The organism is Mesorhizobium sp. M0698, from assembly GCF_040320455.1.
Taxonomy (GTDB): Bacteria; Pseudomonadota; Alphaproteobacteria; order Rhizobiales; family Rhizobiaceae; genus Mesorhizobium.
In genome coordinates, this window is sequence record NZ_JAMYPQ010000004.1 from 319,225 (window position 1) to 343,164 (window position 23,940).

The window sequence follows — 23,940 nt, forward strand, 5'->3', positions numbered from 1 at the left end:
CACACACAGGCAAACTTGTTTCTCGAAACCAAGGTTGAGATGAGCCAGTCGCCCTACCCCGCCGTCGTCGCCGGACCGCCCCGGCCGAGCCTGATCCTGCGGCCAGGCCAGATTACGCTGCCGGCCGGGATGGAGCGCTACTCGGTTCAGGGCAATGGTGCGGTGCTGATCGAGGTCGAGGCCGGCGACATTGTCACCGTGCGCGATGTCGAGGGCGGGCAGGCCTGCGAGCTGCTGGCATGGGACAGCAGCGACGCGACCGATCCCGGCATTCTCGGCGAGAAATCGAACAGCAATGCCGCCGGCATCAAGGCGCTGCTGGCCGAAGGCGACGACAGCCTCGCATCCTTGCGCCGGGGGCTCGAGCGGCGCCAGGTGCAGATCGACCAGGCGAAGGCGGTTCGCGTTTTCGGCGGCGCCACCCCTGCCGGTACCGAACAGGCTTTTACCGTCGCCCGCGATGGGTCGATGCTGATTGCCGCGCCCGGCGGGCCGATGCTGGTCGACGGCCACGATACGGCGACGCCGGTTAGCGTCATCGTCCGCCGCGCCACCATCCGCCCGGCGGCAAAATCCGGGCTTGCCGACCCGCTGGCCGATCCCGTGCTCGACCTGCGCGTCCATTCGGCGACGGCGGAGGCCTACTTCGTCAAGGCGGGCGACTATCTGCAGATCATCGATGTCGACGGGCGTCAATGCACCGACTTCCAGTGCTTTTCGGCGCGCAAGCTGGACAAGGGCCGCGATCATCCGCTCGACGTGACGACGACGCGCACGCTGATGGGTTCGAGCTATCCGATGCCCGGTCTGCACTCGAAATACTACGACCAGGACATGGAGCCGCTGGTCGAGGTTGTGCAGGACACTTGCGGCCGCCACGATGCATTCGCGCTCGCCTGCGCGGCCAAATATTACGACGACATCGGTTATCCCGGCCATCCCAACTGCTCGGAGAATTTCAACCGCGCGCTGGCCGACAAGGGTGTCACGCCTCGCGCCGGCTGGATGGCGATCAACTTCTTCTTCAACACGGCCATCGACGCGCATGGCGTCGTGGTATCGGACGAGCCGTGGTCGCGGCCGGGCGACTATGTGCTACTCAGGGCGCTCACGGACATCGTCTGCGTCTCGTCCGCCTGCCCCGACGATACGACGCCGGCCAATGGCTGGAACCTGACCGACATCCATGTGCGAACCTATTCCGGCCAGCACAAATTCTCGCGAGCGATCGCCAGACGCATGACGCCCGATTCGGAACCGAAAATGACCCGCGAGACCGCCTTTCATTCGAGCTTTGCCAAGCACACCCGCAACTTCGTCGAGTACAAGGGCTATTGGCTGGCCAATTCCTTCGCCAGGCAAGGCCCGATCGATGAATACTGGGCCTGCCGGCAGGACGCCGTGATCATGGACCTGTCGCCGCTGCGCAAGTTCGAGGTCACCGGGCCGGACTCCGAGGCGCTGCTGCAATACACGCTGACCCGCGACATCAAGAAGCTCGGCGTCGGCCAGATCGTCTATTCCGCCATGTGCTACGAGCATGGCGGCATGATCGACGACGGCACACTGCTCAGGCTCGGCAAGGATAATTTCCGCTGGGTCGGCGGCGACGATCTATCCGGCGAATGGCTGCGGGAAACGGCGCAAAAACTCGGCCTCACCGTGCTGGTGCGCTCCTCGACCGACCAGATGCACAATGTTGCCGTGCAGGGACCGAAAAGCCGCGACATCCTGCGGCAGATCATCTGGACCTCGCCGCTACAGCCGTCGATCGACGAGCTCGAATGGTTCCGTTTCGCCGTCGCCCGCATCGGCGGCGGCAACGGCATTCCCGTCGTGGTGTCGCGCACCGGCTACACCGGCGAGCTCGGCTATGAGATCTGGTGCCATCCGCGCGACGCCGAAAAGGTGTTCGACGCGATCTGGCAGGCCGGCCAGCCGCACGGCCTGAAGCCGATGGGGCTGCAGGCGCTCGATATGGTACGCATCGAGGCCGGGCTGATCTTTGCCGGCTACGAGTTTTCCGACCAGACGGATCCGTTCGAGGCCGGCATCGGCTTCACCGTACCGCTGAAGACCAAGAGCGACGATTTCATCGGCCGCGAGGCGCTGATCCGGCGCAAGGAAAACCCGCAGAAGAAGCTGGTCGGCCTCGACATCGACGCCAATGTCGCCGTCGGTCACGGCGATTGCGTGCATGTCGGCCGGGCCCAGATCGGCGTCGTCACCTCGGGCATGCGCTCGCCGGTGCTGAACAAGACTATCGCGCTGGCCAGGCTCGACGTCGCGCATTCGGCGATCGGCACCGAGGTCGAAATCGGCAAGCTCGACGGCCACAGCAAGCGGCTACCGGCGCGCGTCGTCGCCTTCGCCCATTACGACCCGCAAAAGACCAGGCCGCGCTCGTGATCGACGCTGCCTGGTTCTTCCCTTCTCACACAAGCGCAATGTGCACAGCGTCACAAAGCGCTTGACGTGAAAGCGCGTTGGGTCAATCTTCACTGCTAAGAAAAAAATACTACTGAGCGGAAAACGCCTGGGGCCGTTCAACGTGAGCGTCGATGACGCCTCGCGAGATTGCGGCTGTTGCCGATGGGGAACATCAAAAATGGGGAATCCACGTAAATGAGCACGATAGTCACCACCTTGGTGCCGCCTGCCGAAGGGCAGCTGCACCGGAACATCGATTGGCGCGGCGCCTTCTGGGTGGCAAGCGGCGTTCCGGCCCTTGTCCTGTTTTCGATCGGCGGCATCGCCGGCACCACCGGAACACTGGCCTTCCTGATCTGGGCCGTATCCATGGTCATGGGCTTCCTGCAGTCCTTCACCTATGCGGAGATCGCCGGGCTGTTCCCGAACAAATCCGGCGGCGCCTCGGTCTACGGCGCCACCGCGTGGCTGCGCTATTCGAAATTCATCGCGCCGCTTTCGGTGTGGTGCAACTGGTTCGCCTGGTCGCCGGTGCTGTCGCTCGGCTGCTCGATCGCCGCCGCCTATATCCTCAACGCACTGGCGCCGGTGCCGCTGTTCACCGACACCTCGCCGGAAGTCGCCGCCTATATTGCGGCCCATGCCGGAACCAGCGCCGCTGACGCCATCACCGCGGTCACCGCGGCGGCGACGCCGGCGATCCGTAACTGGACGCTCTACGGTCACACGCTTGGCCCGGTTTCCTTCACCTTCAACGCAACCTTCTTCATCGGCGCGGTGCTGATGCTGATCATCTTCTCGATCCAGCATCGCGGCATCCTGGGCACGGCCAACGTGCAGAAATATATCGGCCTGCTGGTGATCATCCCGATGCTCATCGTCGGCGTGGTGCCGATCGTCACCGGCCAGATCAACTGGGCAAACTTCTCGCCGCTGGTGCCGCTCGCGGCAGCCTATGCGCCGGAGCCCGGCGCATGGAACATCGCCGGCTGGACGCTGGTGCTCGGCGGCATGTTCATCGCGGCATGGTCGACCTACGGCTTCGAGACCGCGGTCTGCTACACCTCCGAGTTCAAAAACCCGGGCACCGATACCTTCAAGGCGATCTTCTACTCCGGCCTGCTATGCATGCTGCTGTTCATCCTGGTGCCGTTCACCTTCCAGGGCGTGCTCGGCTTGAACGGCATGCTGGCGACGCCGATCGTCGACGGCTCCGGCGTTGCCGATGCGCTGGCCGGCATGGTCGGCGGCGGACAGCTGATCCACAGCCTGCTGGTGATGCTGATGATCCTGGCCCTGGTGCTCTGCATCATGACGGCGATGGCCGGCTCCTCGCGCACGCTCTATCAAGGTTCGGTCGACGGCTGGCTGCCGCGCTATCTCAGCCATGTCAACGAGCACGGCGCCCCGACGCGGGCGATGTGGACCGACCTGATCTTCAACCTGATCGTGCTGGCCATCGCCTCGGCCGACGCAACGAGCTTCTTCTTCATCCTCGCCGTGTCGAATTGCGGCTACATCATCTTCAACTTCCTTAACCTCAATGCCGGCTGGATTCACCGCATCGACAATGGCCACATCGCGCGGCCATGGAAGGCGCCGAGCTGGCTGCTCGGCCTCGGCGCGATCTTTGCCTACGTCAACGCGGTCTTCATGGGCGCCGGCGCCAAGGTGTGGAACCCGATGGCATTGTGGGCCGGGCTGATCACGGCAGCCTTGATCATCCCGGTGTTCTGCTTCCGGCACTACATCCAGGACAAGGGCAGATTCCCCGACCACATGCTGGCCGATCTCGGCATGAGCTCGTCCGACCTTGCGGTGAAAAAGGCGGGGATGCTGCCCTATCTGACGCTGGTCGCCGGCGTCGTGGTGATGCTGCTCGCCAACTGGCTGTTCGTCATCTGACGGCTTGCCTTGAGAATCGGGCGCGCAAGGCGCGCTCGATCCCTGCATTTTGTTCTTGCTTTGTGCCGGCAGCTATGCTACTAACTTCGGTATGGTGCTGATTCGCCCCGAGACCCGCCGCCGAGGCGGGTTTTTTCTTTTTAGGGGCTATTCGGCAGCGGTGCCAGCGCGGGAGCGACCGCCAAGCGCTGCACCGATATCCTCGATCACCTGTCCGACGCGCGCCTGGATCGTCTCGGACGCAAGCACGCCGTCGATGAAATCCCTGTCCGAAGCGTAGATCGCGGTCGGCAGCGTAAAGGCCTCGAAGAAGCCGAACAGCGGTCTCAGCTGGTGCTCGATGATCAGCGCATGCCGGTCGCCGCCGCCGGTCGCCAGCAGCACCACCGGCTTGCCCCTGAGCGCCGTTGGGTCGACAAGATCGAAGAAGTGCTTGAACAGGCCGGTATAGCTGCCCTTGTAGGTGGGCGAGCCAACGACGAGCACGTCCGCCGCGACGACGCGCTTGAGGATATCGCCCGCTTGCGCATCCAGTTCACGCGCCCATTTGGCGCCACCGAGGCTGGGGCCGAGGTCGACGACGTCATGCGTGCTGGCGGCCAGGCCATATCTGCCGGCTACCTCGTTCACGATACGATCGACGAAGCCGCGCGTCTTGGACGGCCGGGTGAAATTGCCTGAGAAACCGACAACGGCCGGATTGGTCATGATGCAAAGCCCTCGCGATGATTTCGGGCTGCCAGCCCGCTGCTCATGACCCTATGGACATTCGGACCGAACGAAAAGAACGGATGCTTGCCACGGTCTAAAATCATTACCGGTTCTAACCAGCTTTGCGGATCGCTGCCGTCTCAGGTTGGAAGAACCGGTTTGGCGGCCGCTTCAGGCCAAGATTTTCGCGCAGGGTCGATCCTTCGTATTCGCTCCTGAAAATGCCGCGCCGCTGCAATTCGGGCACGATTTTCTCGACGAAATCATCCAATCCGGCGGGAAGATAGGGGAACATGACGTTGAACCCGTCCGAGCCTTCGGTGACCAGCCATTCCTCCATCTCGTCGGCGATGGTTTTCGAAGTGCCGACGAAGGCAAGACCGGAATAGCCGCCCAGCCGCTGCGCAAGCTGCCTGACGGTCAGGTTTTCCTTGCGCGCCAGTTCGATGACGCGCTCGCGGCCGCTCTTGCTGGCGTTGCTTTCCGGGATTTCGGGCAAGACTGAATCCGGATCGAACCGCGACGCGTCGTGGCCGAGCGCGATCGACAGCGAGGCGACGCCGCTCTCGTAATAGACGAGGCTGTCGAGCTTGGCCCGCTTCGTCTGCGCCTCCTCGACGGTCTCGCCGACAATGACGAAGGCGCCGGGCAGGATCTTGATGTCGTCGCGCGACCGGCCAAGTTTTTGCGCACGTTTCTTGACGTCGGCAAAGAAGCGCTGCCCCGAGGCGAGATCGGCATGGGCGGCGAAGATCACCTCGGCCGTTTCCGCGGCGAGCTGCCGTCCGGCCTCCGACGCGCCGGCCTGCACGATGACCGGCCAGCCCTGCACCGGCCGCGCGATATTGAGCGGTCCCCGCACCGAAAGATATTCGCCCTTGTGGTCGAGCACATGCAGCTTCGCCGGATCGAAATAGAGCCCGCTTTCGGCGTCGCGGATGAAGGCATCGTCGGCAAAACTGTCCCACAGGCCGGTGACGACATCGTAAAACTCCCGCGCCCGGCGATAACGCTCGTCGTGCTCGACATGCTCGTCGAAGCCGAAATTCAGCGCGGCGTCGGGATTGGATGTGGTGACGATATTCCAGCCGGCGCGCCCGCCGCTGATATGGTCGAGAGAGGCGAAACGACGGGCGATGTGGTACGGCGCGTCGAACGTCGTCGAGGCGGTTGCGATCAGCCCGATACGATCGGTGACGGCGGCAAGCGCCGACAACAGCGTGAACGGCTCGAAGGACGTGACCGTGTGGCTGCGCCGCAGCGCCTCGATCGGCATGTTGAGCACGGCCAGGTGGTCGGCCATGAAGAAGGCGTCGAACTTCGCCGCTTCCAGCCTTTGCGCGAAGTGCTTGAGATGCGCGAAATTGAAGTTGGCGTCGGGATAGGCGCCCGGGTAGCGCCAGGCGCCGGTATGAAGGCTGACGGGCCGCATGAAAGCGCCAAGCCGCAATTGTCGATTTTCTGCCATGGAAAAACGCACCGATGACGACGAGCGTAACGCTCCAATTGCTCGAGCATGGGATGGCTTTGCGGCCATGGGAAGGAATTCTGTTTTGCAAAACCGGCGTCGGGGAGCATTTTTTGTGCGGGCGGCGGACCGATCAATCGATCTTGATGAACACGCCCTTGGTGTTGAGATATTCGGCGAGGTGCTCGGCGCCGCCCTCGCGGCCGTAGCCGCTCATCTTGTAGCCACCGAAGGGCACGGCCGGATCGATCGCGTGATAGGTGTTGACCCAGACCGAGCCGGCGCGGATCTTTCGCGACAGCTGGTGGGCGGTGGCGAGATTTTGGGTGCAGACCCCTGCAGCCAGGCCGTAAGGCGTGTTGTTGGCCCGCTCGACCGCCTCGTCCAGAGCATCGAACGGCAAGGCTGAAATCACCGGCCCGAATATCTCCTCACGGGCGATCTTCATGTCGTCCGAGACGCCGGCAAAGACAGTCGGCGCGACGAAATTGCCGGCGGCAAGTGCGCCTTCCACAAGCCGGGTGCCTCCGGTGACGAGTTTCGCCCCTTCCGCGGTGCCGGCCTCGAGGTAACCGGTGACCCGTTGCAGCTGCTTTTCGGAGACGAGCGGACCGATCTCGGTCGCCGGGTCGATGCCGTCGCCGACCCTGAGACCCTTGGCGTATGCCGCGAGCCGCTCGACGAACTCGTCATGGACGGCGCGTTCGACGAAAAGGCGCGAACCGGCGATGCAGATCTGGCCGGAATTGGCGAACACCGACATCGCCGCCACCGGCACCGCCTTGTCGAGATCGGCATCGGCGCAGACGATGACCGGCGACTTGCCGCCGAGCTCCAGCGAGACGCGCTTGAGGTTGCCGGCCGAGGCCCGCACGATCGACTGGCCGGTCGCCGTCGAGCCGGTGAAGACGATCTTGTCGACGCCCATATGCTCGGCGAGTGCGGCACCTGCCTCGGTGCCGGTGCCGGTGACGATGTTGACGACGCCTTCCGGAACGCCGGCCTCGTTCATGATGTCGGCGATCAAAAGCGGCGTCAGCGGCGCCTCTTCCGATGGTTTCAGCACGATGGTGCAACCGGTCGCCAGCGCCGGGCCGATCTTCCAGATCGACGCCGCCGTTGGCGCGTTCCAGGGAATGATGGCGCCGACGACGCCGACCGGCTCCTTGCGGGTGAAAGAGACGATTTCGCCGGGCAGCGAGTTGTCGATCGTCTCGCCGTGCAGCGCCGTCGCCATGCCGGCATAGTAGCGCAGCATGCCGATGACGCGGTTGCGATTGGCGCGGGTGCGTATGATCGGCATGCCCATGTCGGTGGTGTCGGAGCGGCTGATCTCTTCCCAGTGCTTTTCGAAGAGGTCGGCGATCCTCAGCAGCAGCACCTGCCGCTCATAAGGCTTGAACCGGCTCCACGGGCCCTCGAACGCCTTGCGCGCAGCAGTCACCGCCAAGTCGATGTCCTGGCGGTCGGCGCGCGGCACCGTGGCGATGACCGCGCCGGTGGCGGGATTGCGGCTCTCCATGGTCCGGCCGGAGCGGGCATCGACCCAGCCGCCGCCGATGAACATCTGGCGATGGCGCCCGTCGATCGGCAGCCGCAGCGGTGCCTTTGTCTGAGCCATGGTCATGACCGTCCTCCTCCGGCGCCTACGCCTGGTGGGCGGATTAAACCGCCGGAGGTCACATTTGCCAACAGCTCTATTCGGCCGCCAGGGCCAGTTGCGGCCTTTCGCTTTCTTCTGCCACCTTGGCCGCCTCTTCCGTTGCCACCACCTTCTTGCGCTCCCTGCCGAAGAACAGCGCATAGGCTGCCGGCAGGACAAGGATGGTCAGCACCGTGGCGACGAGAATGCCGCCCATCATGGCGTAGGCGAGCGGCCCCCAGAAGACGCCGCGCGAGATCGGGATCAGCGCCAGCACCGCCGTCAGCGCCGTCAGCACGATCGGCCGGAACCGGCGCACCGCCGAGCCGATGATGGCCTCGGAACGCTCTACGCCGGCGGCGATGTCCTGATCGATCTGATCGACCAGGATGATCGAGTTGCGCATGATGATGCCGAGCAGGGCGATGACACCGAGGATGGCGACGAAGCCGAACGGCGCGCCGCTGATCAAAAGTGCCGCCGCCGCGCCGATGATGCCGAGCGGACCGGTCGCCAGCACCAGCATGGCCTTGCCGAAATGCTGCAGCTGGATCATCAGCAGCACGACGATGACGGCCAGCATGATCGGCGCTTTCGCCGCAATCGAGGCCTGGCTTTCGGCCGCATCCTCGGCGCCGCCCTGGATCTCGATCTTGTAGCCGGGGGCGAGGCTGGCGCGCAGGCCCTGCATGTCGCTGTACATCTTCATGGCGACATCGTTCGGCTGCACGCCGTCCGGCAGCGTGGCGCGTACGCTGATGGTCGGCAAGCGGTCGCGCCGCCATTCGACGCCTTGCTCCAGCACCGGGACCACCTTGGCGACCTGCGACAGCGGCACGGAGCCACCGAAATCGGTCGGGATGTAGACGGAGTCGACCGCCGACAGCAGGTGACGGCTTGCCTCCGGCTCACGGGCGACGATCGAAACCGTCTCCTCGCCGTCGCGGAAGTCATCGAGCGGCGCTCCCGACATGGCCGCCTGCAGCATCTGGCGGATGCGCTGCGAGGTGACGCCGAGAGCACGGGCGCGATCCTGGTCGATCACCAGCTTCATCGTCGGCACCGGCTCCAGCCAGTCGTCGTGGATGGCGCCGAGCAGCGGATTTGCCTGGAACTTCGCCTTCACCTCGTCGGCGATGCGGCGCACCTCCTGGCGATCCGGACCCATGACGCGCATCTGCACCGGCCAGCCGGTCGGCGGACCGAGGAACAGGCGGTCGACCTTGGCGCGGATCGATGGGAAATCCTCGGCCAGGATGGTGCGCAGCTTGACGATCAGCCGCTCGCGGGCCGGTTCGTCATTGGCCATCACCAGAAGCTGGGCGAAGTTCGGGTTGCGAAGCTGCTGGTCGAGCGGCAGGAAGAAGCGCGGCGCGCCTTCGCCGACATAGGTGGCGATGAAGCGCTTGTCCTTGTCGTCCATCATCCTGGCTTCGAGCGCCTTGGCCTGGGTCTCGACTTCCTTGATGCTGGTGCCTTCCGGCAGCCAGAGGTCGACAAGGATTTCCGGGCGCGACGATTGCGGGAAGAAATTCTGCGGGATGAACTGGAACGCCCACAGGCTGGTGGCAAACGTCATCAGCGTCATTACCAGCACGATGATGCGGTGGCGCACCGCCCATGCAACGGTCGAGCGAAGACGGCGGTAGAAGCGCGTGTCGAAGACATCGTGATGGTTGCCGGCGTGCTTGCGCTGCTTCAGGATCATGTGGCCGAGCCATGGCGTGAAATAGACCGCCGCGAACCAGGACACGATCAGCGCGATGCCGACGACGTAAAACAGGGTGCGCACATATTCGCCGGCGGTCGAGGCAGCGAACCCGACGGGGATGAAGCCTGCCGTCGTGATCAGCGTGCCGGTCAGCATCGGGAAAGCGGTCGAGGAGTAGGCGAAGCTCGCCGCCTCGACCTTGACCAAGCCTTCCTCTAGTTTTCGCTCCATCATTTCGACGACGATCATCGCGTCGTCGACCAAGAGCCCAAGAGCGATGATCAGCGCGCCGAGCGAAATGCGCTGCAGGTCGATGCCGAGCTCGTACATTATGGCGAACGTGGCCGCCAGGACCAGCGGAATGACGATCGCGATCACCAGGCCCGAGCGCCAGCCGATCGACAGGAACGATACGAAAAGCACGATCAGCAGCGCTTCGCCGAGCGCTTCCATGAACTCGCTCACCGCCTCCTTCACGACATGCGGCTGGTCGGAAATCTGATCGACCGAAACGCCATAGGGCAGCGCCTCTTCGAAGCGCTTGTAGGTCGCTTCGACGTCCTTGCCGACGTCGGTGACGTTGAAGCCCTTGGCCATGACGACGCCGAGCTGGACGCTGTCGTGTCCGTTGAAACGGTACTTGCGCTGGTACGGATCCTCGAGGCCCGAGGTCACGGTGGCGATGTCGCCGAGGCGCGTCACCTGGTTGCCGGCGCGCAGGCGAAGCTCGCGGATGTCGGCCGCCCTGGTGACATCGCCCTCGACCGAAATGCGCACCGAACGCTGGCCGGTGTCGACCGAACCTGCCGGATCGACATTGTTCTGGCCTCGGATCGCATTCTGCAGGTCGGTCAACGTCAGGCCACGTTCGGCAAGCGCCTCGGATGAAACGTCGATGTAGAGTTTTTCCGGCTGGTCGCCGATGATCACGGCCTTCTCGACACCGGGCGTCGTCAGCAGCATGTCACGCGCCTGGATGGCGAATTTCTTCAGCTCGGGATAGCTGTAGCCGTCGCCGCTGATCGAATGCAGGGTGATGAACGTGTCGCCGAATTCGTCATTGAAGTAGGGCCCGAGCAGCCCCTGCGGCAGCTCATTGGCGATATCGCCGACCTTCTTGCGCACCTGATAGAAAGCATCGGCGACCTGCGCCGGATTGGTGTCGCCCTTGACCTGCAAGGTGATGATGGCGCTGCCGGCGCGGGTGTAGGAGCGGACGAAATCGAGGTGCGGCGTTTCCTGCAGCTTGCGCTCGATCTTGTTGACGACCTGGTCCTCCATCTCCTTGATCGAGGAGCCTGGCCAGATCGCCTGGACGACCATGACGCGGAAGGTGAAATCGGGGTCTTCCTTTTGGCCCATGCGCATCAGGCCGAGCGCACCGGCGACGATGATCAGCCCGAACAGGAAGCGGGCAATGCTCGGATGGCCGATTGCCCAGCGCGAAAGATTGAAAGACCGCTTTTCATTGGTGTCGATAGTCATCGGCGTCAGTCCGTTTCAATTTTATCAACAGAGCACGCGCTTTCGCATGCCCAAGGAACTTCCGATGTGGGCTTCCGGGCGGCGTGGCTTTCCGAGTTGAGAGATCTACATCGCGGTGGGACGCGAGGATCGACGTGGGGGTTACATCGACCTGAGATCTCGAAAATCGGGGGCGCCTGCCGCCCGGAAACCGTGAATTGCCTGGCCGTCAGCGCAAGCGCCTTGCAGCGTCATCGGCCGACGCCGACTGTTGCGCCGCATCACCGGTCAGCTTGACTTTCAGATTCTCGGTCATGAACTGCGTGCCGGCGGCGACGACGACGTCACCCGGCTTCAGCCCATCGGCGACGCTGACGCCGTCGGGGGTGAAGGCGGCGACCTTGACCGGATGCGCATGGACGGTCCCGCCGTTGCGGTCGACTGTCCAGACGATCGATTGGCTGTCCTTTTGCGCCAACGCGGCCAGCGGGATCGACACCAGCTGCTGCCGGTTGTCCGCCGCGGCTTCGATGGAGGCGGTCATGCCTAGCAGCACGCGAGGATCGTTGGGCAGGCTGACGCGAACGGCAAAAGTGCGCGACTGCGGATCGGCGCTGCCGGCGACTTCGCGGACCTTGCCGTCGAGCGTCAGCGCCTCATCGGACCAGAAGCCAGCCTTGACGGTCTTGCCCGGCTTGAATTCGGCGATATCGGTTTCCGGAACAGCGATCAGGACTTCCTTCTCGCCGTCGATGGCAACGGTCACCACCGGCGTGCCGGAGCCGACCACCTGGCCGACATCGGCGGCAACGGCAGTGACGATGCCGTTCTTGTCCGCCTTGAGATCGGTATAGCGGACCTGGTTCTGTGCCTGGGCAAGCTGCGAGCGGGCGGAGTCTCGCGTGGCGACCGCCTGATTATAGGCGAGCGTCGCCTGCTCGAGCTGCGACTTCGGCGCGAAATTCTTGGCGTAGAGCTGTTCGGCCCGCTTGCGCGTAAGCTCGACTGTCTCGACCTGACGGTCGGCAGCATCGAGGCTGGCCTGAGCGCTTCTCACCGAAAGCTCGTAGTCGGTGGGATCGATGCGGGCGAGAACGTCGCCCGGCTTGACGCGGTCACCGATGTCGACAAGGCGCTCGGTGATCTTGCCGTTGATGCGAAAACCGAGATTCATCTCGGTGCGGGCACGCACCGATCCGGAATAGGAAAGCTGACGGGTATCGCTCGCCTTAGCGATCTCGACCACCTTGACCGGGCGGATGATCTCGGTGACCTCGGCTTTCTCCTGCGAGCAGCCGGCGAGGCCGAGAGCGACAACCATAATCAATGCTAGGCCGGCGGCCGGTCGCCTGTAGGTGATGGACTTGGACAAAGACACTTTTCGTACTCCCGAACTGTGGGGATGAATTGCCGGTATCGCCGCCCGACGGGCGGCAACGGTCATTTCTTCAAGGCTCTGATGGCAAACTCGGTAAGCTCGTCCGGCGTCGCCCGGTTCTTCTTGGCGAGGCACTGGGCCATCATCTGCGGATGACAGAGGCTGATAATGGCAGCGCCGAAGCACCGGGAAGCGATCACCGGATCCTGATCGACGAACTCGCCGGTAGCGATTCCCTCGCGGATCACTTCCGCGACCAGTTCATGGATGCTGTCGATGTGCTTTTCGATGACGTGCCAGTCGCGCTCGATGGCGACGATGACCATCTCGTGCACCTTCTCCTGGTCGATCATGGTCTCGAGCGTCCACTGGTAGTGCGTATGCACGTAGCGGCGGAGCTTTTCGCTGGCGGTGCCGGGGCTATGGCAGGCTTCGTAGGTCAACCGGTAGCAGGTCTCGAGCATACGGCCGCAAACCGCCTGGTGGATTTCCACCTTGGAGGCGAAGAAGCGGTAGATGTTGGCGGTCGACATGCCGAGTTCGCGCGCTATGTCGGCGACGTTGGTCTTGCCGTAGCCGTAGTGGCGAAACAATCGCTCCGCGCAATCCAGGATGCGCGTGACATTTTCCTGGCGGGCGGAATCGGCGGTGGTGTCTAGGGTTTCAAGCATCTCGTTGGCCAATTTACGACTGACGAATTTAGAATTTCGTCACTCGTAAATTGAAAACCATCACCTGTCAAGGCACGATTTTGGCTGCTGATGACAGATGGTGACATCCCTGGACGGAGTTGGCCCATGAAACGCATGTGGTTTCCGCCGGGCGAGCCTGCAACGCCGCCCCGTTTTTTTTGCGAAGGATCTTGAAAAGATGCTTTCCGAAATCGGTTCCGTTTTCGGATCAGGCCCTAAGGCTGCTTTGCCATCTCCCGCAGCCGGAACTTCTGGATCTTGCCCGTCGAAGTCTTCGGGATTTCCGCGAAGATCACCGCTTTCGGCACCTTGAAGCGGGCGAGCAGCGCGCGGCAGTGCTCGATTACCTCCGCCTCGGTCGCCGCCTTGCCCGGCTTCAGCTCGACATAGGCGACCGGCACCTCGCCCCATTTGTCGTCGGATCGGGCGACAACGCCGCAAGAAGCGACGGCGGGATGCTTGTACAGCGCCTCCTCGACCTCGATCGAGGAGATGTTTTCGCCGCCGGAGATGATGATGTCCTTGGAACGGTCCTTGAGCTGGATGTAGCCGTCCGGATGGATGACGCCGAGGTCGCCCGAATGGAACCAGCCGCCGGCAAAGGCCTCGTCGCTCGCCTTGCGGTTCTTGAGATAGCCTTTCATGACGATGTTGCCGCGGAACATCACCTCGCCGATGGTCTCGCCGTCGGCCGGCGTCTCTTGCATCGTCTGCGGGTCCATCACAGTCAGGCCTTCGAGCGCGGCGTAGCGCACGCCTTGCCTGGCCTTCTTCGCCGCCCTCGCCCCTTTCTCCAGCCGGTCCCACTCGCCATGCCATTCGTTGACGACGGCCGGGCCATAGGTTTCGGTCAGGCCGTAGAGATGGGTGACGGCAAAGCCCGCATCGGCCATGCCCGACAGCACCGCCTCAGGCGGCGGCGCCGCGGCGGTGTTGAAGGTGACGGTCTGCGGGAACTGCCGCTTGTCCTCGTCCCTGGCGTTGATCAGCACCGACATGACGATGGGTGCACCGCACAGATGGGTGACGCCGTGATCGGCGATGGCGTCGTAGATCGGCTTCGGCCGCACCCAGCGCAGGCAGACATGCGTGCCGCCCTGCACGGCAAGCGTCCAGGGAAAGCACCAGCCGTTGCAGTGGAACATCGGCAATGTCCACAGATAGACGGGGTGCTTGCCCATGCCGGCATGGATGGTGTTGGCATAGGCCATCAATGCCGCGCCCCGATGATGGCAGACGACGCCCTTCGGATTGCCTGTCGTGCCGGAGGTGTAGTTGAGCGAAATGGCATCCCATTCGTCGTCCGGCATCGACCAGGCGAAATCCTCGTCGCCGCCGGCGACAAACGCCTCATAGTCCAGCGTGCCGATCCGCTCGCCCTTGGGATAGGGCGCATCGGCGGCATAGTCGGGATCGTCGTAATCGATCAGCAGCGGCCTGACCTTGGCCAGCGTCAGCGCTTGCCGAACCACGCCGGCGAATTCGCGGTCGACGATCAGCACCTTGGTTTCGGCGTGATCGAGCTGGAAGGCAATGACGGCGGCGTCGAGGCGGGTGTTGAGCGAGTGCAGCACCGCCTTGGTCATCGGCACGCCGAAATGCGCCTCCAGCATCGGCGGTGTGTTGGACAGCATGACGGTGACGGTGTCGCCCTTGCCGATACCGCGCTTCGCCAGTGCCGAGGCAAGCCTCAGCGAGCGCTTCCAGAAATCGCGATAGGTCGTGCGCTGGCGGCCATGGATGATGGCGATCTGGTCGGGAAAGGTTTTTGCCGCCCGCTCGAAATAGGTCAGCGGCGTCAGCGGCTGATGGTTGGCCGGGTTTCGATCGAGGTCCTGTTCGTAGGGATTGCCCATCCCGTCCTCCGCGCAATGTGTTCGTCGAGAACTTTAGCTACCGGCTTCCGGCCCGTCACCACCAACGATGCCATCATAGACCGCGTGTGGCACAAGAATGGTCTAGATTCGGCGGCGAAAGCGCATCTATTCCTTCCTCCAATTTGACTTTTGTCGAGAGCCGTGAATAATGTCAGCGAGGAGATGGCATGGCGATCCGACCGGCAGAACAGCTTATCCACAAGGCCGCCTGGCTTTACTATGCACACGGCCTGCGCCAGGACCAGGTGGCCAGCCAGCTCAAGATTTCCCGTGCCTCGGTGGCGATGTATCTGCGCAAGGCGCGCGAGACCGGCATCGTCAACATCTCGACCTCGACCCAGCTTTTCACCGACGACGTGCTGGCGCGCAAGCTGGAAGACGCGCTGAAGCTCGACGCGGTCTGGATCGCGCCGGAAAACGGCTATGTCGCCGACCCCTCGACCGACATCGCGGTGCTGGCGGCAAGCGTCTTTCTCGAGCTGATCAGGAAAGGCGACCGCATCGGCGTCGCCTGGGGACGGACGGTCTACACCATCGCCGACATCATGTCCTATGCCGATCTGCAGGACGTCACCGTGGTGCAGCTCTGCGGCAATCTGGGAGCCCCCTATTCGTACCGGCCGGACCAATGCACGATGGAAATCGCGCGCCGGCTCAATGCCAAGGGGCTGAATTTCTACGCGCCGCTGGTGCTGACGACGGAAGAACTGGCACGCGGCCTGCGCGCCGAGCCGGTGATCCGCGAGCAATTGTCGGGCATCGGCGAATGCGGCCTGGCGCTGTATTCGGTAGGCTCGGTGGACACCGACAGCCATCTGGTCAAATGCGGCGCGCTGACGCCAAGCGAAATGGCTGTATTGCGCAAGGCGGGTGCGGCCGGCGTCATTGCCGGGCAGATCATCGACGCCCGAGGCCAGGCGCTCGACTGCAGCTACAACCGCCGGCTGATTTCGGCAGAGCTGTCATCGCTGCGCCAGATCGGAAAGCGCCTTGTGGTGGTGCAGGAAGAGAGCAAGTTCGAACCGCTCGTCGCGGCGATCGCCGGCGGGCTCTGCACCCATCTCGTCGTAGGCGCGCGCATGGCGCGACGGCTGCTCGACCATGCCGGAGCAGCAGCAGAAGAGGTCGCCTGATACCTAGTTTCAGCCGCCGACGCATTGTCATCAAGGCGTCGCGGTATTCCTGTTCACAACAAAAGAGAAATCGGACGAAGCTGACATGAAGAACCTGTGGAATGACGGCGAGGCGGAGAAGCTGGTCGCCGACTATGCAAAGAAGGGTGTGGCCCGCGACCTGGCGCTGCGCGTCTACACGACCAGGCTGCTGGGCGGCGAGCCGCGGCTCGTCCTGCATGGCGGCGGCAACACCTCGTGCAAGACCAGGGCCACCGATCTCGTCGGCGACGAATGGGACGTGCTCTGCGTCAAGGGCAGCGGCTGGGACATGGGCGTCATCGAGCCGCAGGGCCTGCCGGCGGTCAAGCTCGGCGCGCTGTTGAAGGCGCGGTCGCTCAAGAAGCTCTCCGACGAGGACATGGTCGCGCTGCAGCGGGCGAACCTCATCGATCCGTCCTCGCCCAATCCGTCGGTCGAGACGCTGCTGCACGCCTTCCTGCCGCACAAATTCGTCGACCACACGCATTCGACGGCGATCCTCGCCATCGTCGACCAGGAGGACAGCGAGGCGCTGAGCCGGAAGGTGTTCGGCGAAAAGATGGGCTTCGTGCCTTACATCATGCCGGGCTTCGATCTGGCCAAGGCGGCCGCCGACGTATTCGACGCCGATCCGACGGTCGAAGGCCTGATCCTAGACAAGCACGGCATCTTCACCTTCGGCGACGATGCCAGGCAGGCCTATGACCGGATGATCCATTATGTGAACGTCGCCGAGGATTTCATCGCCGGGAACGGCAAGCCGCGCACCGAAAAAGTGGCACTGCCGGCCAGGCTGGCGAAGCCTGCGGAGATTGCGCCGATGCTGCGCGGCGCGGTGGCGGTGGCACGCGGCGAAGGCCGCTTCGATCGGATGATCAGCGATTTCCGCACCTCGGATGCGATCGTCGATTTCATCAATTCGGCAAAAATTGCCGACTATGCCGGGCGCGGCGTGTCGACACCCGACCTGTCGATCCGCATCAAAACCGGACCGATGGCACTGCCGGCGCCCGACGCGGACAAGGTCGGCGACTACAAATCCGTCATCCGCCAGCATGTCGAGAAATTCGCCAAGGACTATCGCGCCTATTTCGAAACCAATGATGCGCTCGACGACGTGAAGCGCACCATGCTCGACCCGATGCCGCGGCTGACGCTGGTGCCCGGCCTCGGCATGTTCGGCCACGGCCGCACGCTGAAGGATGCGAAGATCGCCTCGGACGTCGGCGAAATGTGGATCGAGGCGGTACGCGGCGCCGAAGCCGTCGGCGATTTCCGCCCGCTCTCCAAAGCCGACCTGTTCCCGCTCGAATACTGGTCGCTCGAACAGGCCAAGCTCGCCGCCAACAAGCCGAAGCCGCTGACCGGCCAGGTGATGCTGGTCACCGGCGGCGCCGGCGCGATCGGTGCTGCCACGGCAAAGCTGTTCGCCGACAACGGTGCCCATGCGGTCGTCGTCGATCTCGATGCGGCAAGGGCTGCCGAGGCGGCAAAAAAGGCCGGTAACAATTCGATCGGCATTGGCGCCGACATCACCGATCCGGCGCAGATGCGCGCCGCCTTCGACAAAGCGGTCGACGTCTACGGCGGCCTCGACATTCTCGTGTCCAATGCCGGTGCTGCCTGGGAGGGCCGGATCGGCGAGCTCGACGACGCCACCTTGCGCAAAAGCTTCGAACTCAATTTCTTCGCCCATCAGTCGGCGGCGCAGAATGCCGTGCGCATCATGCTGGAACAGGGCACCGGCGGCGTGCTGTTGTTCAACACCTCCAAGCAGGCGGTCAATCCGGGGCCGAAGTTCGGCGCCTATGGCATTCCCAAGGCGGCAACGCTGTTCCTGTCCAGGCAATATGCGCTCGACTACGGCGCGCATGGCATCCGCTCCAATGCCGTCAACGCCGACCGCATCCGTTCGGGGCTGTTGACCGATGCCATGATCACCAGCCGCTCGGGCGCGCGCGGCGTGTCGGCGAAGGAGTACATGTCCGGCAACCTGCTCGGGCAGGAAGTGACGGCCGAAGACGTCGCCCAAGCCTTCCTGCATCAGGCGCTGGCCGAGCGGACCACCGCCGATGTGACGACAGTCGATGGCGGCAACATCGCGGCGGCGCTGCGGTAGGCGTGATCGGGGATCACACTTGCGAAATTGGTATTTTGTAGCTACATTGTGGCCAAACCTCAAGGAGTCACGATATGGCAACGGGTACCGTCGTCCGTGCTCGGATCGATACGGCGACAAAGGATCAGGCAACGGAAGCGTTGGCGGCGATGGGATTGTCCGTTTCCGACGCCATCCGTCTGCTGCTGGTCCGCGTCGCCGCCGACAAGGAGTTTCCCTTTCCGGTGAAAGTGCCGAACGCAACCACTCGGAAGGCGATGACGGAATTGGAGCGTGGCAAGGGCAAGCGCTTCGCCTCGGCCGATGAGTTGTTCAAGGATCTGGGCATCTGACGTGCTGACGCCCGTTCGCTCCGGGCAATTCCGCCGGGACGTGAAACGTGCGGAGAAGCGCGGCAAAGACCTTGGTAAATTGCGCGAACTGCTAGGCCTTCTGCTCGCCGAGAATGATCTACCGGCGACTTACAAGGACCACCCCCTCAAGGGCGATTGGAAAGGCTATCGTGACGCTCACATGGAACCGGACTGGCTCTTGATCTATCGTGTTGCTGGTGACGAGCTACAGCTTGCTCGCACCGGCTCACATTCCGATCTGTTCAACGAGTAGCCGAGACAGGTGCGCATTGAGAATTTTGCTAAAGTAGTTCTCGGATGCCTTCCCAAGCCTTTCGGCCCAGCTTTGAATCGGCCTCGTCATTGCCTCCGTGTGCGTGCAATGTCGAGCGTGGGGTATTTTCGCCTGGCAAGAGAATGCGGTGACCCGCATCCGGCGACGAAATGAGATGAGTGACCTTTCCTGCTTCGCCGCTCCGCCTAACAATATCTCGGGCGAACGATAGGGAAGGCCACAGTGCATCGCCGCCACCGGCGACGAGCAGAAGCTCGGCCGATATGGTCTCAACGGGGATGGTCGCCGCATTCGCTTCCCGCTTGAACGTTTTCAAACAACTTTCGAAAAGCCCCTGTAGGACACCTGGCCATCGACGTACTCTGGTGTCCAATCTGGATCTGTCGGCACAAACGGCAGCGCGATGCCGTCGAGCGACCATGAGGATCGTTCAGGCCAGCTGACACCATCGCGGCCCGCACCGATATTTCCCCAAACTACGGATGACGGGCTAATCGCGACCACTGCATCAATTCGCTGGTCATGGACCGCAGCAAGCAATGACGCCTCGGCCCCCTTTGACGTGCCCACATAGACGATACGACGGCACCCTGTTTCAATGAGATAATCGGTTGCCGCAAAGAACGTTTCCAGGGGAATCTCACATATTCCGGGAACCCGGCCTTCACCGCCAAACCACTGCAGAGCCAAGGCCGATGCACCCGCATTTGCAAAGGGCCGCGCGCGACCGACGTCAACACGGCCGCTCGATCCACCCAACACCACAACGCCCGTGGTGGCCTTCAAGCATCGAAAAAATGTTCCGGCGACGGCGCCGGTAAGACTTTCCTCTACCGCCCGCACCTCCATGTACCCGTCAATCCTGGGTTTCGATTGTCCAATCGGCCCGCAAAACCGGTGGCTGCGACAATTGCAATTCGGCGGTCCGGCACGCCAGACATCTTCGACAAAAAGGCCGCCTGCAACAAGCTGCTGCAGACGGCTATTGTTTTGCTCGTGCCGAAAATTACTTCGCGTTCGGGTTCGGCATCCAGGCCGGCATGGCGACATCGGCATGGGCGAACTGCGGCAGCTTGGCCGAGAGGTCCTCCATGTTCTTGATGTCCTTGTCGAGCAGATCCTTCTGGGTGATCAGCGTCGGCGGCACGATGACGTTGTGGCCGGGATCCTCGCCGGCCAAGAGCTGCGCCAGCGCACGCACCGAGACCTGGCCGACGACGGCCGGGTTGGTGGCGGCGGTTGCCGCCCAGGCGCTGTCCGGCTCGCGCATCGCGGCGATGTCCGAGGTCGAGATGTCGGCCGAATAGATCTTGATGTCCTTGTTCAGCCCGGCCTCGTCGACTGCGATCTTCACGCCCTTGGCGAATTCGTCATAGGGCGCGAACATCACCTTGATGTCGGGATGGGCCGACAACACCGAGCGGGCCTGGTTGGCGACCGAATTGGCGATCGGATTGTCGAGCGTGCCGAACATGGCGGCTTCGTTGATGCCCGAATATTTCTTCTTGAATTCGACCCAGGTCTCGTTGCGGCGATCGAGCGGCGCGATGCCGGCGACATAGACATAGCCGGCCTTCCAGCTCTCGCCATTGTCCTTGACCGCCTGTTCGAGCGCCAGGCGGGCGAGGTCGCGGTCGGATTGCTCGATCTGCGGGATCTTGGGGTTTTCGACATTGACGTCAAAGGCGACGACCTTGATGCCGGCGTCGACCGCGCGCTGGGCGGCGTCCTTCATCGATTCCGTCAGGCCGTGCTGGATGATGATGCCCTGGACGCCGAGCGCGATGGCCTGGTCGACCATATCCGCCTGAAGCGCCGCGTCCTGGCGGCTGTCGAGCACGCGCAGGTCGACGCCGAGTGCCTTGGCCTGCGCCTCGACGCCGGACAAATACGCCTGGAAGAAGTCGCCGGTCGAGAGATAGCGGACCAGCGCTATCTTGACGGCGCCCGGCTTGTCGAACGGCGCCGGCCTGTCCTGCGCCATCGCCGGCAACTGCATCAGCAATGTTGCGCCGGCAAGCCCGAGCGCTGCCTTCCCCAAAAGTCTTCTTGTGATGTTCACGTCGCTTCCTCCACTTGTTGAACCCAAAATGTGACCCGGTCGAACCCTATCTCCTGCCCCTGCCGGACAGGGCGAAGGTAAAGACAAGGGCGACCACGAGAACCACGCCCTTGACGAAATCCTGCGTGTAGTAAGGCGCGTTCATCATCGTCAGGCCCTGCAGCAGCACGCCGACAAACACCGCGCCGACAGCCGTGCCGAAGGCGTTCGGCTTGGCGGCGCCGAGAACCGCGTAACCGATGAGTGCCGCAGCCACCGCGTCGAGCAACAGATTATTACCCGAGGCGATGTCGCCGCGTCCAAGGCGGGCAGCGAGCAAAATGCCGCCGATCGAGGCAAAAACTCCCGAAATCACATAGGCCCAGATTTTGTATGCCTTGACAGGCGCGCCGGCGAGTTCTGCGGCGCGTTCGTTGCTGCCGACCGCATACATCATGCGCCCGAAACGGGTGTATTCGAGAAAGAACCAGATCAGCACCGCCAGCACGAGCAGGACGACGACCGACACCGGAATGAGGTTCGGGATGAAGAAGTCGAAGCGATGGCGGCCAAGCGCCAGGAACGCGGCGCCGAAACTGCCGTTGGCGACCGAGCCGTCGGGCATGGTCATGCCAGTGGCGATCGAACGGCCCTCGGTCGGTATGCGCTGCAGGCCGACAAGCAGGAACATCATGCCGAGCGTCGCCAAAAGGTCCGGCACCCGCATATAGACGATCAGCCAGCCATTGATCAGGCCGACCACGGCGCCGATCACAAGACAGATGACGACGGCCATGACGGCGTTCTGCCCCAGCACCACCATGACATAGGCAGCCGCCATCATGGCGCTGGTGGCGACCGAGCCGATCGACAGGTCGAAGCCGCCGACGACCAGCGTGGCGGTGACGCCGAGCGCCAGAACGCCGGTGATGGCGACCGACTGGAAGATGAAGACAGCACTTTGCGGCGAGACGAAACCATCGGCGGCGGCGGCGAAATAGGCGATCAGCCCGAACAACAGAACGATGAAGCCGTAGCGAATAGCATTGTCGCGCAGGATCATTCAGCGCTCCCGCACGCTGGCACCGTCATTATCCAACCCGAATTCATGCCCTCTCCATTCCAATTCTCATCGTCTTCCCGCTCTCAGGCTGCGCTGTGCAACGGCCCGCCCGCCACTTCGGCCAGCAGACGCTCGAGATCGACATCGGTATTGCGGTGCTCGCCGACGATCGTCTGCTCCGACATCACCAGGATGCGATCGGCCGTCTCCAGGGCTTCGTCGAGTTCGGTGACGAACAGCAGCGTCGCGCGGCCGTGGGCGCTGGCCCGCAGCTTGGCGGCGATGTCGCGCCTGGCCGAGATGTCCACACCTTGAAACGGCTCGTCGAGGATGAAAAGCCTTGCCACCTGCGACATCCAGCGGGCGACCATCACCTTCTGCTGATTGCCACCGGAAAGCGACGCCATCTCGTCCCTCTCGGAGCGGCAGACGATGCCCAACTCCTGGATCTGCTGGCGGGCAACAGCGCGTTCGATACGGCGTTTGAGAACACCGAGACGCGACATGCGGCTGTGGAACGGCAGGCTGATGTTCTCCTGGATGTTGAAGTCGCCGACGATGCCGTTTTCGCCCCGGTCCTTGGCGACGAGAAACACACCGGCGGCAATCGCTTCGCCGGTCAATGCCGGAGCATAAGGTTTCCCGTTCAGCACCATGGTCCCGGACAGCGGCTTGCGCAAACCGAACAGCGTCTCGGCGAGCGCGGTCTTGCCGACGCCGACAAGGCCGGTGATGGCAACGACCTCGCCATCGCCGAGCGTCAGCGAGATCGGCCTGGCGCCTTCAGCAATCCGCAGCGCGTCGGCAGTGAAAATTGCTTTGGCCGAATTCCTGGCGACGATCCGCTCGAGCTGGATCTTACGGCCGAGCATGGCGTTGACCGCACCTTCGTAATCCAGCGGCTTCTTGTCGAAGATGCCTGAGATGACCCCGTCGCGCATCGAAATGATGCGATCGGCAAGCCGCCTGATGTCAGACATACGGTGCGAAATGTAGAGGATGGCCACGCCTTGCTGGCGAAGCCGGTCGAGCAATGCGAACAGCCGGTCGGCCTCGGCGCTGGACAGCGAGGAAGTCGGCTCGTCGAGGATCAGCACTTTCGGCCGGTGCGCCATGGCGCGGGCGATTGCCACCATCTGGCGGTCGGCCAGAGAGAGATCGCTGATCCGGGCCTTGAGGTCGATGGCCAGTCCCATGCGGTCGGCCACCGCCTTTGCCTCGCGACGCACCCGGCCTGGATTGAACAGGGTCGGCACGCCGCTGCCGCTCAGCCTGTCGAGGGTAAGGTTGGTTGCGACGTCGAGGTCGGCGACGACACCGTCGTTGATGTTCTGGTGGACGGTAACGACGCCGGCGCGGATCGCCTCCGCCGGCGTTTTCGGGTCGAAGTCATGACCGGCAAGCGACATCGAGCCGCCGCCATGGTCGTAGACGCCACTGATGATCTTGACGAGGGTGGATTTGCCGGCGCCGTTGGCGCCCATCAGCACGGTCACTTCGCCGGCATGCAATTCGAGCGAGACGCCGCCAAGCACCTCGATATGGCCAAAGGATTTCCTCAGGCCGTCGACGCGGAACACGGCATCATTGCCCATTCGTTCCTCCCTGACCATGACGCTATGGGCTATATCGGCAATTGTCAACACGATTGACAATTG

General features: G+C 63.2%; 16 protein-coding genes and 1 pseudogene. 6 read left to right on the forward strand and 11 right to left on the reverse strand.

Annotation, left to right across the window (positions count from 1 at the left end; all coding sequences use genetic code 11):
- Positions 1 to 39: 39 nt before the first annotated feature.
- Positions 40 to 2,409, forward strand: a complete 2,370-nt coding sequence (locus NKI16_RS11890) for a trimethylamine N-oxide demethylase (protein ID WP_352569358.1) — start codon at positions 40 to 42, stop codon at positions 2,407 to 2,409.
- Between the two features lie 216 nt (positions 2,410 to 2,625).
- Positions 2,626 to 4,335, forward strand: a complete 1,710-nt coding sequence (locus tag NKI16_RS11895) for a trimethylamine N-oxide permease (protein ID WP_352569356.1) — start codon at positions 2,626 to 2,628, stop codon at positions 4,333 to 4,335.
- Positions 4,336 to 4,482: 147 nt separating this feature from the next.
- Here the strand turns inward: NKI16_RS11895 and msuE are convergent, their stop codons facing one another.
- The 7 genes from msuE to NKI16_RS11930 all read right to left on the reverse strand — a co-directional run bounded on the left by msuE (position 4,483) and on the right by NKI16_RS11930 (position 15,257).
- Positions 4,483 to 5,043, reverse strand: a complete 561-nt coding sequence (msuE, locus tag NKI16_RS11900; protein ID WP_352569355.1) for an FMN reductase — start codon at positions 5,041 to 5,043, stop codon at positions 4,483 to 4,485.
- A gap of 115 nt (positions 5,044 to 5,158) precedes the next feature.
- Complete coding sequence (locus NKI16_RS11905; protein WP_352569354.1) at positions 5,159 to 6,514, reverse strand: LLM class flavin-dependent oxidoreductase; 1,356 nt, start codon at positions 6,512 to 6,514, stop codon at positions 5,159 to 5,161.
- A 133-nt stretch (positions 6,515 to 6,647) separates the two neighbouring features.
- Positions 6,648 to 8,141 (reverse strand): aldehyde dehydrogenase family protein, encoded by a 1,494-nt coding sequence (locus tag NKI16_RS11910; RefSeq protein WP_352590229.1) that lies wholly within the window; start codon positions 8,139 to 8,141, stop codon positions 6,648 to 6,650.
- A gap of 70 nt (positions 8,142 to 8,211) precedes the next feature.
- The gene (locus tag NKI16_RS11915) at positions 8,212 to 11,352 is read right to left on the reverse strand and encodes an efflux RND transporter permease subunit (protein WP_352839611.1); all 3,141 of its coding nucleotides are present in this window, start codon (positions 11,350 to 11,352) and stop codon (positions 8,212 to 8,214) included.
- A 208-nt stretch (positions 11,353 to 11,560) separates the two neighbouring features.
- The gene (locus tag NKI16_RS11920; protein ID WP_352828075.1) at positions 11,561 to 12,709 is read right to left on the reverse strand and encodes an efflux RND transporter periplasmic adaptor subunit; all 1,149 of its coding nucleotides are present in this window, start codon (positions 12,707 to 12,709) and stop codon (positions 11,561 to 11,563) included.
- 62 nt (positions 12,710 to 12,771) lie between these two features.
- Positions 12,772 to 13,380, reverse strand: coding sequence for a TetR/AcrR family transcriptional regulator (locus NKI16_RS11925; protein ID WP_352466058.1), 609 nt, complete (start codon positions 13,378 to 13,380; stop codon positions 12,772 to 12,774).
- A 236-nt stretch (positions 13,381 to 13,616) separates the two neighbouring features.
- Complete coding sequence (locus NKI16_RS11930; protein WP_352824771.1) at positions 13,617 to 15,257, reverse strand: acyl-CoA synthetase; 1,641 nt, start codon at positions 15,255 to 15,257, stop codon at positions 13,617 to 13,619.
- 188 nt (positions 15,258 to 15,445) lie between these two features.
- On the opposite strand from NKI16_RS11930, the gene NKI16_RS11935 reads away from it, so the two are divergent.
- From NKI16_RS11935 to NKI16_RS11950, 4 genes are all read left to right on the forward strand, one after another.
- Positions 15,446 to 16,411 carry a sugar-binding transcriptional regulator gene (locus NKI16_RS11935; protein WP_352839614.1) on the forward strand — a complete coding sequence of 322 codons (966 nt, stop codon included), beginning with the start codon at positions 15,446 to 15,448 and terminating at the stop codon, positions 16,409 to 16,411.
- A gap of 85 nt (positions 16,412 to 16,496) precedes the next feature.
- Positions 16,497 to 18,551 carry a bifunctional aldolase/short-chain dehydrogenase gene (locus NKI16_RS11940; RefSeq protein ID WP_352697891.1) on the forward strand — a complete coding sequence of 685 codons (2,055 nt, stop codon included), beginning with the start codon at positions 16,497 to 16,499 and terminating at the stop codon, positions 18,549 to 18,551.
- 74 nt (positions 18,552 to 18,625) lie between these two features.
- Positions 18,626 to 18,883, forward strand: a complete 258-nt coding sequence (locus NKI16_RS11945; protein ID WP_352697893.1) for a type II toxin-antitoxin system RelB/DinJ family antitoxin — start codon at positions 18,626 to 18,628, stop codon at positions 18,881 to 18,883.
- A 1-nt stretch (position 18,884) separates the two neighbouring features.
- Positions 18,885 to 19,157: a type II toxin-antitoxin system YafQ family toxin gene (locus NKI16_RS11950; RefSeq protein ID WP_352575597.1), complete on the forward strand. Its 273-nt coding sequence runs from the start codon at positions 18,885 to 18,887 to the stop codon at positions 19,155 to 19,157.
- Between the two features lie 28 nt (positions 19,158 to 19,185).
- Here NKI16_RS11950 and NKI16_RS11955 read toward each other — a convergent pair.
- The 4 genes and pseudogenes from NKI16_RS11955 to NKI16_RS11970 all read right to left on the reverse strand — a co-directional run bounded on the left by NKI16_RS11955 (position 19,186) and on the right by NKI16_RS11970 (position 23,877).
- Positions 19,186 to 20,027: pseudogene (locus NKI16_RS11955) on the reverse strand (acyl-CoA thioester hydrolase/BAAT C-terminal domain-containing protein).
- A gap of 157 nt (positions 20,028 to 20,184) precedes the next feature.
- Positions 20,185 to 21,240 carry a substrate-binding domain-containing protein gene (locus NKI16_RS11960; protein WP_352839616.1) on the reverse strand — a complete coding sequence of 352 codons (1,056 nt, stop codon included), beginning with the start codon at positions 21,238 to 21,240 and terminating at the stop codon, positions 20,185 to 20,187.
- Positions 21,241 to 21,286: 46 nt separating this feature from the next.
- On the reverse strand, positions 21,287 to 22,282 hold the full coding sequence (locus tag NKI16_RS11965) for an ABC transporter permease (RefSeq protein WP_352575593.1): 996 nt from the start codon (positions 22,280 to 22,282) through the stop codon (positions 21,287 to 21,289).
- An 83-nt stretch (positions 22,283 to 22,365) separates the two neighbouring features.
- Entirely contained in the window at positions 22,366 to 23,877 is a 1,512-nt protein-coding gene (locus tag NKI16_RS11970) for a sugar ABC transporter ATP-binding protein (RefSeq protein WP_352839617.1), read from the reverse strand.
- Between the last annotated feature and the right edge of the window lie 63 nt (positions 23,878 to 23,940).